At 69.8% G+C, this 15,710-nt stretch carries 12 protein-coding genes and 1 pseudogene; 6 read left to right on the top strand and 7 right to left on the bottom strand.

Features of this window, described 5'->3' with window-relative positions:
• Positions 1-265, top strand: a 265-nt coding sequence (locus tag CCN51_RS60065) for a DUF6233 domain-containing protein (protein ID WP_425444772.1), incomplete at its 5' end; no start/stop codon positions are given.
• Positions 187-642 (top strand): annotated as a pseudogene (locus CCN51_RS60070) (DUF6221 family protein); the annotation flags it as partial. The gene CCN51_RS60065 and the pseudogene CCN51_RS60070, both read left to right, overlap by 79 nt.
• On the opposite strand, the gene CCN51_RS22625 reads toward CCN51_RS60070, so the two are convergent.
• The 5 genes from CCN51_RS22625 to CCN51_RS22645 are packed head-to-tail and all read right to left on the bottom strand — an operon-like array spanning position 635 to position 9,962.
• Positions 635-1,987: a TIGR02679 family protein gene (locus CCN51_RS22625; RefSeq protein ID WP_014182015.1), complete on the bottom strand. Its 1,353-nt coding sequence runs from the start codon at positions 1,985-1,987 to the stop codon at positions 635-637. The pseudogene CCN51_RS60070 and the gene CCN51_RS22625 overlap by 8 nt on opposite strands.
• Entirely contained in the window at positions 1,984-6,141 is a 4,158-nt protein-coding gene (locus CCN51_RS22630; protein WP_014182016.1) for a TIGR02680 family protein, read from the bottom strand. The genes CCN51_RS22625 and CCN51_RS22630 overlap by 4 nt, the downstream gene beginning before the upstream one ends.
• Entirely contained in the window at positions 6,138-7,484 is a 1,347-nt protein-coding gene (locus CCN51_RS22635) for a TIGR02678 family protein (RefSeq protein WP_014182017.1), read from the bottom strand. The genes CCN51_RS22630 and CCN51_RS22635 overlap by 4 nt, the downstream gene beginning before the upstream one ends.
• A complete protein-coding gene (locus CCN51_RS22640) occupies positions 7,481-8,965 on the bottom strand; it encodes a TIGR02677 family protein (RefSeq protein ID WP_238545746.1) in 1,485 nt (494 codons plus the stop codon). The genes CCN51_RS22635 and CCN51_RS22640 overlap by 4 nt, the downstream gene beginning before the upstream one ends.
• On the bottom strand, positions 8,847-9,962 hold the full coding sequence (locus CCN51_RS22645; RefSeq protein ID WP_014182019.1) for an RNA-guided endonuclease InsQ/TnpB family protein: 1,116 nt from the start codon (positions 9,960-9,962) through the stop codon (positions 8,847-8,849). The genes CCN51_RS22640 and CCN51_RS22645 overlap by 119 nt, the downstream gene beginning before the upstream one ends.
• A gap of 104 nt (positions 9,963-10,066) precedes the next feature.
• On the opposite strand from CCN51_RS22645, the gene tnpA reads away from it, so the two are divergent.
• Positions 10,067-10,495 carry an IS200/IS605 family transposase gene (tnpA, locus tag CCN51_RS22650; protein ID WP_078610795.1) on the top strand — a complete coding sequence of 143 codons (429 nt, stop codon included), beginning with the start codon at positions 10,067-10,069 and terminating at the stop codon, positions 10,493-10,495.
• Between the two features lie 146 nt (positions 10,496-10,641).
• Here tnpA and CCN51_RS22655 read toward each other — a convergent pair whose 3' ends face one another.
• Entirely contained in the window at positions 10,642-11,448 is an 807-nt protein-coding gene (locus CCN51_RS22655) for a DeoR/GlpR family DNA-binding transcription regulator (protein WP_014182021.1), read from the bottom strand.
• A 313-nt stretch (positions 11,449-11,761) separates the two neighbouring features.
• Between CCN51_RS22655 and CCN51_RS22660 the strand changes: the two genes are divergently transcribed.
• From CCN51_RS22660 to CCN51_RS22670, 3 genes are read left to right on the top strand one after another with little or no spacing between them, the layout of a single operon-like run.
• Entirely contained in the window at positions 11,762-12,826 is a 1,065-nt protein-coding gene (locus CCN51_RS22660) for an ABC transporter substrate-binding protein (RefSeq protein ID WP_014182022.1), read from the top strand.
• A 28-nt stretch (positions 12,827-12,854) separates the two neighbouring features.
• Entirely contained in the window at positions 12,855-13,676 is an 822-nt protein-coding gene (locus CCN51_RS22665) for an ATP-binding cassette domain-containing protein (RefSeq protein WP_014182023.1), read from the top strand.
• Positions 13,673-14,926: a sugar ABC transporter permease gene (locus CCN51_RS22670; protein ID WP_055414073.1), complete on the top strand. Its 1,254-nt coding sequence runs from the start codon at positions 13,673-13,675 to the stop codon at positions 14,924-14,926. Before CCN51_RS22665 ends, CCN51_RS22670 begins: the two co-directional genes overlap by 4 nt.
• A 57-nt stretch (positions 14,927-14,983) precedes the next feature.
• Here CCN51_RS22670 and CCN51_RS22675 read toward each other — a convergent pair whose 3' ends face one another.
• Entirely contained in the window at positions 14,984-15,703 is a 720-nt protein-coding gene (locus CCN51_RS22675; RefSeq protein ID WP_014182025.1) for an SDR family oxidoreductase, read from the bottom strand.
• Positions 15,704-15,710: the final 7 nt, after the last annotated feature.

Genomic DNA, 15,710 nt, shown 5'->3' on the forward strand with positions numbered 1-15,710 from the left:
TCGCCGCGCGGCCGACCCAACCCAGTACAGCGAGGAGGACCCCAACCGCCGTCTGCATCGTCGCGACTCCCGGCAGGCCCGGTCCAGTCACACCCGCATCACCACCGCCGAGGCAGAGGAGATGGTCGAGGCTCCGCTTGTAGATATATGCGACGTGTGTCGCCCGGATCGGGCACTTCAACGCTTATGCCGTGCCACACTGGACGTGCCCCTCGCCGCATCCCCCGTCGGCGAGGGGCATTCACGTACTCAGTGTGGTTCCTGATACTCCGGCTCCTCGAAGATGAGCTGACCGCCCAGCAAGCAACGCACGGCCCGTGGTCACCGGACTGGCACAGGCAGACCCTCCAGGTCTGTCGACGCGGCGACGGAGACCCGATCGTCGCGGAGTTCACCTACGCCATCCCCACCCGTGAGCCGGAGGTACACGAGGCTCGAGCAGAGTGCGACACCCGTGACGCCGAGCACATTGCCCGCCACCACCCGACCCGCGCGCTTGCGGAGGTCGAAGCCAAGCGGCGCCTGATGGACGAGGTCTTCGCCTACGAGGCGAAGGCTGACGGCGAGCGGGGATGTGGTCACAGTGCCAACGACATCGCCGCCGGGTTGTGTCCCAAGGCGAATCTCAGCGATATCACGGCGCTCCGTCTGCTCGCCCTGCCGTATGCCGACCACCCCCACTACCGCGACGAGTGGCGGCCCTGGCTGTATGACCCTGTGAGGTTGGGGACACGACTGGAAGTCCAGCTACGGCCAAGTCGTTCAACAGGACGTCGGCCACAAGTTCCTCGACCACTGCGCTGCCATGCTCGGTCATGGCATGGGTCAGCTCGGGGTCCCAAGGTGCTTCGGTGAGACGGCCGGGTCGCGGGCCCTGTGGTGTGCGGGCGACCGCAGCACGGTAGTCCGCCGCGCTCATACGCCAGGGCCGGGCCGGTGTCTTGTCCAGGACGTACGCGGCGATGCGGATGCCTTCGCCGTCGAAGTCGCCGTGGTAGCGGAGGGTGGCGCCGTGGTCCGCGAGGAGACGCAGGAGGTGGATCGCCGCGCTGTTGGGCCAGCCGGACGTGCACACGAGCGGGGGACAGCGCGGGCCGAAGCGGCGTACGGCGAGGGACAGAATGCTGGGGTTCTCCACGGCGTGGACGACGGGCGCGGGGGCTGCGGCGAGGGTGAACTCGCCGGGGGCCCGCAGTTGGGCGAGGGTCAGGCTGGCTGCCTGTCCGGCCTCGGCGCAGACGTTGGCCACGCGGGCGAGCGGGCCGCCACCGGACGGACGCAGTCCACCGACGAGAACAGTGGCGGACAGGTCGTCGTCGGCGACACCCGCGCGGGTCCACAGGGCGCGCCGCCCCGCCGCGGACTGCGGCGGGGCTGTGTCGTGGAGAGTCGCCAGGGCGCGCAGGACGAGGGTGGACAGGCGGGTGCCGTCGTCAAGTGCGTGGGAGTCGCCCTTCAGGACCCGGGCAGCGAATACGGGCAGTGGCTCTGCTTGGGCGGGGAGCTCTGCGAGCACGGTCAGCGCGTCGGTCAGTAGGGATCGGGTGCGTTCCGGTGAGCCGCCGACCAGGCCGGCGGCTCGGCAGGAGGCGGCCCACTCGGCGAGCGCCGGCTGAGCTCGCACGGTGCCATGGCCGTCCAGCCATGTCCACAATTCGGCGCGCTCGCCATCTTGCCGGCGTCGTTTGCTCGCGCGGTCGTCGAGGGGTCCGACGAGTTCGGTGACGGTTTCGCGCACCGTGTGCCCGCACAGCTCGGTGACCGCTTCTTCCAGCCGGGCCAGGGCGACGGAGGGCCGGGCGTCCGGCAGCCTGTCCAGGCCGAGGAGGTCGGCGAGGGCTTCGCGCTGGGCGTCGTCGAGCGGTCCGAGGCGTACCCGTGCGACGGGGAGGCCGGAGGAGAGGCGGTCATGGACCGCGTGCCAGAGCGGGCGGAGTTCGGGGCGGCGCAGGGTGCGTTCGCCGGGGGCCGGTTCCGGGCGCGTCATCCCGCCTCCAGGTCGGTGCCGTTCCAGACAAAGCGGGCGCTGGTGACAGCGTCGTCATCCCCGTCAGTGATGAGCTGGTGTACGGCGATGCCGGGCAGCTCGCCGTAGGTGCACCACTCGTGGTCGGAGGTGATCACAAGGTCCAGGTCGAGTGCGCTGAGCAAGGCGAAGACTTGTCCGCGGTTGACGGTGTCGACTCCGACGAAGACCTCGTCCAGCAGGATCGGCCGGGGTGCCAGGGGCACGGCCTCGTAGTGGGCGGCGACGGCGGCGAACAGCGGCAGATGCAGTGCGATGGCCTTCTCTCCCCCGGAGAGTGCACCGTGCAGCTTCTTGGTCAACGGCTGCCAGCCGGTTCCGTTCGCCCGGTCCAGGCGGACTGTGAAGCGGTGCCAGGCTGTGTAGTCCAGCACCTCGCCGAGTTGCTCCTCCCAGCTTGCGGCGGTGTCGCTGCCCTTGGCCTCCTCGATGCGGACTCGGAAGAAGGCATGCAGGGCCTCCCTGTCGCTCTCGGTGACCCGGCCCGGGTCTTTGAGGAGCAGCTGGCGTGCGGTGCGGGTGCTGTCCGGAAGATCCGGACGGACGTCCCAGACGAGTTGAACGGCGACGTTGGAGGCCGTACGGACCCGCTCCAAGTGCCCGTTCATGCGATCGACGAGTTCACCGGCCTGGCGGATGCGGGCCGCGAGGTGGCGGCGGATGTCACCGGTGAGGATCTGGTCGAAGAGGCGCCGCTCGGCAGTGGTGATGTCGTCACGGCTGCGGTCACGCTCCTGGGTGAGCGTGGTGAGCAGCCCTGTCGCCCCGACGCGTACGCCGTCCAGGGTGGCGGTGAAGAGTTGGATGTCGTCGTCGGGCTCCAGGTCCAGGTCGGCACGGGCGCCGAGACGCCGGCGGGCCTCGTGGACCGCTTCGGAGAGGCGGGTCGCGGCATCGCCCAGGTTGCGTGGGGCGTGCGGGATACCGGGCCACTTCGCCGCCATGGCACGGGCGGCCTCCAGGGTGGCCTTGGTGCCGTCCCCGGCGTCGAGTTCCGGTGTGCTGCCGGCGTCCTCGGCCAGCCCGGCCAGGCACAGGTGCCGGAATCGGTGCGCCGCGCCGTCCCGGACCGTGACGGCCCGCTCCCGCCGTTCGGCGTCCTGTCCGCTGGTGGCCCGCAGACCTCCGATACGGCCTTCCAGGAGGAGCAGGAGATCGGCCGCCCGGGCGGCCTCCTCGCGGCAGCGACGCAATTCGGCGCGCGCCTCGGCGACACGTGCGACGATCTGTCGATAGTCCTCCCCGACGGTGGCCTCCACCGCCTCCAGGCGTGCCTTCAGACCCGCTGCCTCCGCTTCTGCCGCAGCCGCGCCCTCGGCCTGCTCCTCGGCGACCCGACGCGAGCGGTCTGCCTGCGCGGCCAGCTGATGAGCCCTGTCTGCGGCAGCTGTCGCGGTGAGGCGGGCGTCCACCCAGCTGTCGGCGGTGTCCCGGAACCTGTCGATGTCGACGGAGAGTGCACGCAACCGGCCACGGTCGGTGGGCAGTCCGTGTTCCGCGGCCCGGCGGCTGAGCGCGCGCAGCGCGCCCGCCACCTCGGTCTCACATCGCGCGAGGCGCGCGGCGGCGTCGCGTACGGCGTCGTCCCGAGCGGCCACCCTTTCCTCGGCACGATCCCGGCCACGCCGCCGGGCGTCGAGTTCCCGGTGGTCGGGGCGGGCCGCGCGGTCGGCGTCCAGCCGGGCGCGGCGAGCGTCGAGGTCGTGCAACCGGTCGTCGAGCGCGGCGAGGGAGGCGTTCGTCTCGCCGATCCGCTCGGTCAGTTCGCCGATCCGGCGCTGCCGGGCCCGCTGCCGCGCGAGGGCGCCGATGTGGGCGGGTTCCGTCTTGTTCCACGTCCCGGTGGCGAGCGCCAGACGCCAGGCGCCGTCGGTGGACACGGCGGCCGGGTGGCCTCCGGGCAGATGTGTGCCGAACGCGACACCGGCCAGGATGCGGGTCACGGTGTCGGCCGGGACGGGGATGTCTTCCTCGGGCCTCAGTACCTCCAGCAGGCTGGGCCCCGGGGCGGTCACGGCCAGGGCAGCCTCGGCCCGGGTGTCGTGACCCGGCAACGTGATCCCGTCGTAGGGGCTCACCCAGGCATCGAGCAGGCCCGACGCCTCCAGTGCCGCCTCCACCGCGGCCTGAACAGTGAGCGGGACGCCCTCGCGGAAGGCGACCAGCCGCCACAGCGGCGCCCCGGCCGTCGCCGTGCGGGTTGTGGTGCGGGTGGGTGGAGGTGGGGGCGGCAGGTCGGTTTCGCCGCTCAGCCGTCGTACCTCTTCCGCAAGTCGGCTCCGCTCGTCCCGCAGGCCCTGACGTGCGGCTCGGGCGGTGGCCTCCGCCGTGGCGATCTCCTGCTCCACCGGGCGCGCGGCGGCTTCGGTCAGGGCCGTCACCTCGGCCTCGGTCGCCGCCCCGGCCATCAGGGCCTCGGAGTCGGCGATGCGCAGTTCCGTACAGCCCTCGGCCCAGGTAAGCAACCGTTCCGCCTGCGCGGCAAGGGCGTCGTCCCAGGCCGCGGACGCCTCGCCCCGCCGGGCGATCGCCTCCGCGAGTCGGGTACGGGCCTCGTCCAGCAGGTCCTCGGCTGCGCCCCGGTCACGTACCGCGCGATCGTGCTCGTCCATCGCCTCGTTGATGAGGGTGACCTGCTGGCGTCGGGCCATGGCCGCGCCCCGCAGCAGCCGGCGGGCCTGTCGGGCCCCGTTCTCGCCCGCGGTGGGTGTGGCACCGGAGCCCTCGGGTCGGCTGCCGCCCGTCGCTCCCCCCACGCCGTCGGTCAGGGGCTCTGCGAGATCTACGTCGAGGATTGTCCTGGCCTCGTGATAAATGGACTCCAGACCGGCTGTCCGGGCCGATCGGCGTGCTTCCTCGGCGGCTTCGCGCGCGTGCTCGCCGAGTGTGCGGGCCTGGCCTGCCACCTCATCGGTGCGCCGCTGGTCCTCCTCCGCCCTGACCTGAGTGGCCTGGGCGGTGGCGCGCAGTCGCTCGGCGGCGGCTGACGCGTCCTCAGTGCGGCGGCGAAGCCCGGCGAGTTCCTCGCCCCTCTTGTACGCGTCGCTCTCGCGCAAGCCCTCGACGGCCTCCTCCAAGGCGTGCGCGCGCGTCTCCTGTTCCTGGCGCCGGGCCTGGGCCGACTCACGTTCCGCCAGCGCCTGTTCGAGCTCCTCGGCGCTCTGGCGGGCGACGCGGGTGAGGTTGTCCATCTCGGTGGTCGCCGAGATCAGCGCGGCAGAACCGGAACGCAGGACCCGTCGCGCGTAGGCGCGTTGCCGGGCTGCGACGGTCTCGGCCGCCGTCACCTCGTCGTCGAGCCGCTTGAGATGTTCGCGCTGGCGATCCAGCCGCTCGAAGCCCTCGGCGAGTTCGGCGATCTCGCCTTCACCCAGCGGGGGCAGAGCGCGGGACAGCAGGGTGGAGAGCAGGGACGGATCGAGCCGTTCGGACAATTTGGGCTGACGCAGCTGGAGCAGGGCGGACAGCAGTGACTCGTAGCGCTGCTCCCCCATGCCGGCGAAGAGTCCGCGTCGTACGGCCGCGCGGTAGTCGGTGGCGGAGGCGTGCACGTCGCCGCGGTCACGCAGGGCTTCGGCGAGGGCGGCGCGGGTCAGCGGCTGCCCCGCCTCGTTGACGAGGAGCACACCGCCCGGGTGGGCGATCCTGGCGCCGGTGGTGAAGTAGTCGGCGTGCACCCCGCTGGTGTGCACGCTCGCCTGCAAGCGCGCCCCGCAGCCGAACCACCGCTCGGTGCCGTCGTCGCCGACACGGCGGAATTCCATCCACACGTACCCGACGCGGGTCTTGCCGGAGGCGCCCTCCCCCAGCAGGTTCCAGTGCATGGTGCGTTCCGAACCGCCGAACGTCGACAGACGGTTGGGGCGGAGGCTGGCGTCGAAGAGGAAGGGCAGCAGGAGCTCCAACGCCTTGGACTTGCCCGAGCCGTTCTGGCCGCGCAACAGCAGGCGGCCCTGGTGGAAGGTGAAGGTCTCGTCGTAGTAGCGCCAGACGTTGAGGATGCCCGCGCGGTGCGGCTGCCAGCGACCGCGGGCGGGGTCCGCCGCTTGCGGCAGTGTCCCCGCCGGCTCGATGGACTCCTGCCGTCGCGGGCGGGGAAGCTCCATCACGCTCACTGCTCGTCTCCTTCCACGGCGACGCCACCGGAAACCGAGGTACCTGCCGTCTCACGCGGGCTCGTGCCCCGCTCCGGTCCGCGCTTGTTCTCCGGATCCGTACTGGCCCTCTCCGTCAGGCGGTAGCGGTACGCGGCCGGGCACGCGACGACACGGCCCCCGGTCCGGTGGACCAGGCCGACATCACGCAGCACCCGCACGGCGTCGTCGGCCAGCCGGGCCGCGCCGTCCTCGGACTGATACGCCTTGGCCCAGCGCGGAAAGCGGCGCAGCAGATCAGCTCCGGCCTCGACGAGTTGCTCGGGCAGCAATCCGACGGGCGCGGCACAGAGCGGCTCCAGGAGGAGCAGTGCGGCGACCCGGGCGGTGGAGGTGTCGTCGGGGAAGCGGACATCGGTGGCCAGTGCGTCCGGATCCACGAGCAGGAAGCCCTCCGCACGTTCCTCCAGGACGAAGCCGGCCTGCTCGACCGAGCGGCGCAGGATCTGGCGTCCGGTCAGGGAAGTGACGTACGCCAACTCGTCCTCAGTGAGGTCCGACCGGTACAGGACGGGGTCGTCGAAGAGACGGCGCAGCACCGAATGGCGCAGTTTCAGATTGCGCTGGGCGTCTGACGCGGCGGTCTCTCTGTGCGTCTCGTCCGCCGTCCCGTCGACGACCGCGCCGCCGTATCGGCGCTCCCGCACAAGCCCCGTGAGGAGTTCCGCGAACCGCGCGGGCACCTCGTCCGGGGGGACGGCGAGCCGGGAGGCGCCGACGGGTGCGGCAGGAAGCCGCATCAACAGGGTGGTGTCCACCCGGTACAGAACCTTGGCCTCCGCCGACGCTACGTACGCCTCGGTCGTCCCGTCCACCACTCGCAGCACCTCGTACGACTCCAGCAGCTTCAGGACGTCGACGAACGCCATGCGCTCCGGCCGGTGGACCGGGTCGAACGCGGGCAGCGCCCGGTCGGCAGCCGTGGCCTGCACGACGCGGTCGGCGAGCATACCGATGGTCGTCATCGGCATCGACAGCAGCTCGGCCGCGGTCACGCAGAGCAGGACGTAACGCCGTCGGTCGAACGGGGCCCGGCCGGAACGCGACCTGCGGGCCGGGCGGGACCCGTCCGGATCCGCGCGGACCTTTGCGAGGCGGGCGTACCCGCGACGGGGTTCCACCGCCAGGCTCCAGCCACAGGTGTAGTCGAACCACCGGGTCAGTGGTTCGCGGCGGCGCCGTACCAGCTCAAAGCCGGCCGGGTCGGCGCCCTCGGTGAGCAGGGGGCGGGCCAGGAGAAGCCGGATGGCGCGGGCGACCTCCTCCCGTTCGGCGGTGGCCAGTTGGTTGGCGAGGGTGCTCATCCCGCCGCCTCCTGCCGCGTGGCGCGAAGGGCCGGGAACGCGCTCGCTCCGCCCACCGCCGTGATGTGGACGACGTAGTCCGGCCCGGTCAGCGAGCCCTTCGCGGTGCACAGCAGGGCGACGCGGCCGTCGGGCGGTGGAGACAGCACGATCTCCACCCGACCGTCGCCCGTCGTGGCGCGCCGCAGGCCGCCCGCATCCGGCCGGGCGGACAGGGCCCGGCCCAGCAGATCGAGCAGCCGGTCGAAGACAGCAGGATCCAGCGCGCCGAAGGAGGACAGCCGCACGGGCCCGTCCGTCTCCAGCGCCCGCCAGGCACGCGCGAGCTCCGCTCGCTCCGCGCAGGCCCGCTCAGCGCGCTGTGCCCTGACCGCCGCGACATCCCGGACTCTGGCCGTGCGCGTGAACCGCTCCGTCCGCCCGCTGGTCCGCAGGAGTGCCGACACCTCCACAGGCGGGGCCTCGGACCAGGCCAGCGACGAGGGGATCAGCTCCGGGTCGGGGTGGGCGAGGTGAGCGTGGCGCGCCGGGCCGAGGCCGAAGGCCGCCGACCACAGCCGGTGCAGGTCCTCTTCCGCGGGGGCCGCCGCGAACCAGCGCGCCAGCTCCCGGAAATCCTGCACAGCGCTGGAGGAGCGGCGCCGCGATTCGTTGATCCGCTCCAGGACCTGAAGGAGCGAGACGATGGCCCGCCGGGCGATGTCGTGCAACTGCTCGATCCGGGGCCGCGCCCCGTCGTCCGGCAGGAACCACGCCCGCAGGCCCGCCCAGCGCGCCCGTCGGCTCTCCAGCCAGCCGGCCGCGGGATTCTCGCCGGTCACCGGCGGAAGCTCGGCACCGCGCAGGGCCCGCTCGCGCAACACGGCGATCCCCCGCTCCTCGACCCGGGCGACGGCGGCGGCGACCGCCTGGCCGCGCCGGTCGAGGTTGACCAGGAACTCCTGCAAATACGCGACGGTGGCGGCCTTCACCTCACGGAACACCTCCAGGTCCGCGGCCTCGGCGCGCAGCAGCCGCTGCAGTTCGCTGTTGAACGCCTTGGTGTTCTCCACCAGGGCCTCCAGATGCCCCTCCAGCTCCCGCAGCGTGCTGAAGATCCGCCGATCCACCGAGGCGGGCTCACTGGACAGCAGGCACAGCTCGTCGAGCCGGTCGGCGATCGCCTCCAGCACGGCCGTCTGCAGCGCCCCCGTGGAGGCCAGCACCTCCAACGCGTGCCGCACCCCGGCGAGAGCGGCCTCACCCTTGCGGGTCAGGGAGAACTGAAGGTTGCGCCGCTCGTACTCCTCGGCCGTGCGGTAGTTCTCCGCGTGGTTGTGCACCACGTCCAGGAGCTCCCACTGCACGAGTTTCCGCAAGACCTCATGCAGCTCGTCGTCCTCGACTGCCGCCGCCCAGCCCACCCCGCGCAGCCGCTCGCGCACGGCGTCGAGCCCCAGCGCCGTCTCCAGGTGCTCGCCGGCCACGCCGAAGGCGTCCAGCACCGCCCCGTACAGATCGGACCTCTCCACCGTGGTGAACCGGAACATCTCCGGTGGAACTCTGCGCACGCCTGCCCGTCTCCTCCCCCACCGCCTCGGCGGCATCCGGTTCTCCACCTTGAAGTGCTCTCCCTCGTAAACGAGGGAGATTCCTGCCTACCTTGCGGCGGCGGGCTTGACGCCACGGGGACGCCTGACGACTGCCCGGTGTGGTGAACCCACAGGCGGAGCAGCGCTGGGAGGTGCCGGGAGCGGGAACCTTGACCAGGGTGCCGCCCTGGCGGGCGGTCTTGTACGTCAGCATCGTCACGGTGCGGCCCCATGCCTCCTGGCTGATGGAGCGGTTCAGGCCGGACTTCTGCGCGACGTTCTTTCCCGGTTCCTCGATGGTGCCCTTGGCAGAGTTGACCATGTTCGTGATGGTGAGTGCTTCGACCACAACCGTGCCGTACTGGCGGGCGATGTCGGTGGTGGTCTTGTGCTGCCAGTCAACGGCGCGGCGCGTGGCTCTTGCGCGGAGCTGCTTGATCTGGTCGTAGCGGAAGGCGATGTGCCAGCCGAGCGCGTCCTTCACCAGCCGGGCACCGGTGATCAGGTTCTCGGTGTTGGCCCGCTTGCCGACCGGGAGGTCCTTGGTCCAGCGGAACCGGATACGGCCGATCCTGGGAATCTGGACCATGCCCCAGCGGCGATGCACGCGGCTGATGTTCAAATCCCGGCCTTGCGGAATGTCCACGGACATCACCGTGCGGGAGCGAGCCTTGAAGTTCGGCTCGTCAGCACGGCCGTCCCAGCAGTTCCGCCAGACCTGGAAGTACGTATTCAGCACGGCCTGCGCGGCCTGGGCGGGAAGCACGCCGAGCCAGTCGATCTCCTTGCGGGCCTGCCGGGTCGCCGCATCAGCGGCGGCCAGCGAACGCTTCTCCTTGGGGAGCATCGTCCACCAGTCGTGCAGGCAGTTCCACATGGTGCGCGCCGCGTGCGCCTGGTCGTCCATGAGCCGGATTTGCGCAGAGGTCAGCGCCAGCCGGGCACGATGCCCGAACTGCCGCATCTCCTGTACACGTTCCGTGCTCACGCAATCACTATAACATTTGGTTCATGTCGCCACGATGGAACCCAAATCCCGATGTACGCACTGGTCGTCACGTTGTCCACAACCTGCATGCCCATTTGGTGTTCGTCACCAAGTACCGACGTAAGGCGTTCACGGACGAGATGCTGACCAGGTGCGAGGAGATCATGCGAGAGGTCTGCCAGGACTTCGAGGCGGAGCTGAAACAGTTCAACGGCGAAGAAGACCACGTGCACCTGTTGGTGCACTATCCGCCCAAGGTCCAGCTCTCCAGGCTGGTCAACTCCCTCAAGGGCGTCTCCTCCCGATACCTACGCAAGGAGTACGACGCCCACGTACGCCGGTACCTGTGGGGCGGCCACTTCTGGTCCGGCTCCTACTTCGCCGGAAGTTGCGGCGGGGCACCGCTGACCGTCGTACGCCAGTACATCGAGAACCAGCAGCGCCCCGTATGACCGGGCCGGGGCCAACAGCGCAGATCCATGCCCAAAACCGAGGTCAGAACAGTATTGAGATGCGCTTCACCTCACCCGTGAACGGGCGAGCACTGCGCAAGATCAAAGGTAGGGGTTGAGCAGCCCGGACTGGAGGGCGACTCCCATCAGTCCGGTCGGGCAACGAGGACTTCCACACCTTTGCTCTGCAGCGAGTCGAGGTCCGGCTCCGGGATGTCGGCATCGACGATGACGAGGTCGAAGGCGGTGACGGGCGCGAGTTGGTACAGCCCACGTCGTCGGAACTTGGTGTGGTCGACCAGGAGGACTCTCCGGTCGCATGCCTCCATCAAGGCTCGTTTGACCGCCACCGTCTCCTGGGACTGGTGGTAGCAGTGACCGCGGGTGATGGCGGTCGTGGAGGCGAACAGGACGTCAGCGTGCAGGGTGCTGACCGCGTCGACGGTCCGGATACCGAGGAAGGCGTCGTAGGCCGGGTAGTACAGGCCGCCCAGTGATATCAGATCGATTCCGGCGCTGCCGGCGAGAAGCTGGGTGACGGGCACGAAGTTGGTGATGACGGTCAGCGGTGCACGCTGCGGGAGCAGTCCGACGAGGGCAAGGGCGGACGTGCTGTCGTCGATGACGAGGGACTGACCCGGTTTGACGAAGGTCAGCGCGGCACGCGCGAGCATGCTCTTCTGCGCCACCATGGCTTGGGTGCGATGCCGGACGTCACCGTGGAATGCCGTCGACGGCTGTGCGGTTGCCCCGCCACGCACCTTTCTGAGCCATCCCTTGGCCTGTAGGTAGTCCAGGTCGCGACGGATGGTCATCGGGGTGACGCCGAATTCGTCCGCGAGCTGCTCGATGCGGACGAAGCCTTCGTCGACAACGCGTGTCTTGATCCGCTCCCGCCTGTCGCTCGGCCCCCGTCCGCCTTCGTGGGCGGCCGGGTGTTCGTTTGCCTCCATGAGACCCCCTGTTCGATTGATGTGAAGAGAACATCCTTGTGCGCTCCGGACTCCACCTGCCGACTGCCGGACTTCCACCTGGAGAGAAGCTGTGACAGCCGGACATGCCGTGTGTTCCCTCTGGGGGGTGGGATACGCCACTGTTCAGCCACGCAAGGTAATCAAACACTTCAGTTGATCGAACAGCCAGCAACTCATGTTCGCTTCCGGCTGCCTGTTGACACTTCCGATGACGGTCACGTTACTTGTGCGCTACGTCTTTGTGCGTTGTGGCACAGCCACCGGTTCGCGGCCCCGGATCAAGGAGTGGAACATGAGGAGAACGGCCAATGGTGTTCTCATCGGCGTCGTCGCCCTGAGTGTCCTCACCGCATGCGCTGAGGAACCGACCAAGGCCGTCCAGGGGAAGGACTCGACGGGCAAGGTCGCGTTCCTGATGCCTGACCTCGCCTCCACCCGCTACGAGCAGTACGACGCTCCGCTGTTCAAGAAGCGCATGGCCGAGCTGTGCTCGGGCTGCAAGGTGATCTACCAGAATGCCAACAGCGATGCCTCGCTTCAGCAGCAGCAGGCGAACTCCGCCATGACTCAGGGCGTGAAGGTGATAGTCCTCGACCCGGTCGACTCGACCGCGGCGGCGACGATCGTGCAGACGGCGCAGTCCCAGGGTGTCAAGGTGGTCGCCTACGACCGGCCTATTGTCGCGAAGCCGGCGGACTTCTACGTCTCGTTCGACAACGAGGCGATCGGCGCGTCGATCGGGCAGTCGCTGGTCGATCATCTGAAGGCGACCAGGGCCAAGGGTGGCCTGCTCGAGGTCAACGGGTCTCCCACCGACGCCGCCGCCGGGCTGATCAAGAAGGGCATCCACAAGGCCGTCGATGACAGCGGGTTCGATCTGCTCGCCGAGTACGACGCGCCGAAGTGGTCGCCGGAGAAGGCACAGCAGTGGGTGAGCGGCCAGATAGCGCAGTACAAGGGCCGGATCGCCGGCGTGGTGGCGGCCAACGACGGCACTGGCGGGGGCACGATCGCCGCGTTCAAGGCGGCGGATGTGCAGGTCCCGCCGGTCACGGGCAACGACGCCGAGTTGGCGGCGGTGCAGCGCATCATCGCGGGGGACCAGTACAACACCATCTCCAAGCCGATCAAGACCGTCGCCGGGGCCGCCGCGAACGTCGCCTACGAGCTGATGCGAGGGAAGAAGCCCAAGGCCGACACCACGCTGTTCGACACGCCTTCCCAACTGTTCCAGCCGACCGTCGTGACGCAGGAGAACCTCAAGAAGGTCATCTTCGGCCCCGACGGAGTGCTCAAGACCAAGGACGTGTGCACCAAGCAGTACGTGGGCGACTGCCGCCGACTGGGCATCAAGTAGCGGTCTTCGCCTTGGAGGAGAGCGGGCCATGAGTACGGGCACAGCAGTTCCCCTCGGGAACACGGACACCGCGTTGTCGTTGCGGGGCATATGCAAGCACTTCGGCGCGGTCGCCGCGCTCACCGACATCGACCTCGATGTGGCGGCCGGCGAGGTGGTGGCCATCGTCGGGGACAACGGGGCCGGCAAGTCCACGCTCGTGAAAGTCCTGTCCGGAGTCCACGCGGCCGACGCGGGGAAGATCTTCTTTCACGGCGACGAGGTCTCCCTTGGCTCGCCCGCCGAGGCCCACGCCATGGGAATAGCCACGGTCTTCCAGGACCTGGCGCTGTGCGAGAACCTCGACGTCAAGGCGAACCTGTTCCTGGGCCAGGAACTCCGGCCGTGGATGCTGGACGAGGTCGCCATGGAGAAGCGCTCGTGGGAACTGCTGCGTGAGCTGTCGGCGAAGATCCCGACACTCGACGTACCGGTGGCCGCTCTCTCGGGCGGCCAGCGGCAGACGGTCGCCATCGCGCGGTCACTGCTCAGCAGCCCCAAGGTCGTCCTGCTCGACGAACCGACGGCGGCCCTGGGCGTCGCGCAGACGGCCGAGGTGCTGAACCTGGTCGAACGGCTCAAGGACAACGGACTCGGCGTGGTGATGATCAGCCACAACATGGAGGACGTCCGGGCGGTCGCCGACCGTGTCGCCGTCCTCAGGCTGGGCCGCAACAACGGCGTGTTCGACGCCAGGGACGTCTCGTCCGCTGAGATCGTCGCCGCGATCACCGGCGCGGCCGACAACGTGGTGTCACGCCGGGCCGCCCGCCACACGCTCGCCCAGCGGGAAGAGAAGGAACAGCCGTGAGTACTACTGAGGACAATCGGGTGGCGCCGCCCGCCGATCTGCGAGACGAGCGTCTCGCGACCCCGCGGGACATCGCCGACCACGTTCGGGCGGGAGTGCGCCGGGTCCGGGACGGAGACCTGGGCGCGCTGCCCGTCATCGCGGGCATCGTGGTGATCTGGACCATCTTCCAGGTGCTGAACCCCACGTTCCTGTCCAGCACCAACCTGGTGAACCTGTCCTTCGACATGGTTCCGATCGGCGTCATCGCGCTGGGGATCGTGTGCGTCCTGCTGGTCGGCCAGATCGACCTCTCCGTGGGATCGGTCAGCGGCCTGTCGGGGGCGATCACCGCCGTCGTGATGGTCCGGTTCGAGCAGCCGACCTGGCTGGCCGTCCTCGCGGCCCTGGCCGCCAGCTGCCTGATCGGGTGGCTCTACGGCCAGGGGTTCAACCGCATCGGTGTGCCCAGCTTCGTGGTCACCCTGGCCGGTCTGCTGGCCTTCCTCGGGGTGCAACTGCTGGTGCTGCAGGGCGAGAACGCGATCAACCTCCCCTTCGACTCCACCCTCGTCAAGTTCGCGCAGCTGTGGTTCGTCCCCGACTGGCTGGCCTACACGCTGGCAGTGGCGGCCGGGATGGGGTTCTCCGCCGCCGGATGGGTGCGCGCCCGTACGCGGCGCCGCGCGGGACTCTCGGCGCAGTCGCCGCAGTGGCTCGTCGCGAAGTCGGTGCTGCTGCTGGCCGCACTGCTGTTCATGGTCTCCTACCTGTGCCGCACCCGTGGCGTCGCCTGGATGTTCGTCCTCTTCGTCGCCCTGGTGCTGGCGCTGAACTACGTGCTCACCCGGACCAAGTACGGGCGGTCCGTCTACGCGGTCGGCGGCAATGCTGAGGCCGCCCGCAGGGCGGGGATCAACGTGCGGCGCGTGTACACGTCGGTGTTCGTCATCTGTTCCGGCCTGGCCGCGCTCGGCGGAGTCCTGGCCGCGTCGCGGCTCGCCGCGGCGAACCAGAGCGCCGGCGGCGGGGACGTCAATCTCAACGCCATCGCCGCGGCGGTGATCGGCGGCACGAGCCTGTTCGGCGGCCGCGGCTCGGCCTTCGCCGCCCTGCTCGGCACCCTCGTCATCCAGTCGATCTCCAGCGGTCTCACCCTGCTCAACCTCGACTCGTCCTACCGGTTCGTGATCACCGGCTTGGTCCTGTTCATCGCCGTAGGCCTGGATGCCGTAGCCCGCCGGTCCCGGCAGGCACACGGCCGGGGGTGAAACGGACGATGGTGTGGCGCGGCGGAACAGGTCGTACGACCGGCCCCAGGCCCCGTATCAGGCGGTGAAGCCGCCGTCGATGGTAAGGCTGGCCCCGGTGATGTAGCCGGCCTCCGGGCCGGCCAGATAGGAGACCAGTCCGGCGATCTCCTCCGGGGTTGCTATGCGGGACAGTGCGAGCCACTGGAGCATGGCGTCCGCGGCCGGGCTGTCGGCCGACATCCGGTCGTTGGCTGTGGGGCCGGGTTGGATGTTGTTCACGTTGATGCCACGCGGGCCCAGGTCCCTGGCCAGGCCGCGTACCAGTCCGGCGATGGCCGCCTTGGTCATGGCGTAGGCGGCGCCCCCGGCGAAGGGCACGCGCTCGGCATTCACGCTACCGATGGTGATGATCCGTCCGCCGTCACCGAGATGGGAAAGCGCGGCCCGGATGACGTGGAGGACACCGCGCACATTCACATCAATCATCCGGTCGATCTGTTCAGGTGCGAGTTCCTCCACACGGCCGACAGAGGCCACACCGGCGTTGCTGACAAGGACGTCCAGGCGCCCGAAAGCAGCGGCGGTCCGTTCGACCGCTGCCGTGACGGCCTCCGGATCGGCGGCGTCGGCCCGCAGACTCAGTGCGCGCCCGCCGGCACGCTCGATCTCGCGCACGACCTGATCCGCGCGGTCCGGCGAAGCCGAGTAGGTGAGCGCCACCCGCAGGCCGTCGCCGGCCAGACGCCGCGCGATGGCCGCCCCGATGCCGCGGGATCCGCCGGTGACCAGGGCCACTTTCTCT

Source organism: Streptomyces milbemycinicus (assembly GCF_002154605.1).
Taxonomy (GTDB): Bacteria; Actinomycetota; Actinomycetes; order Streptomycetales; family Streptomycetaceae; genus Streptomyces; species Streptomyces milbemycinicus.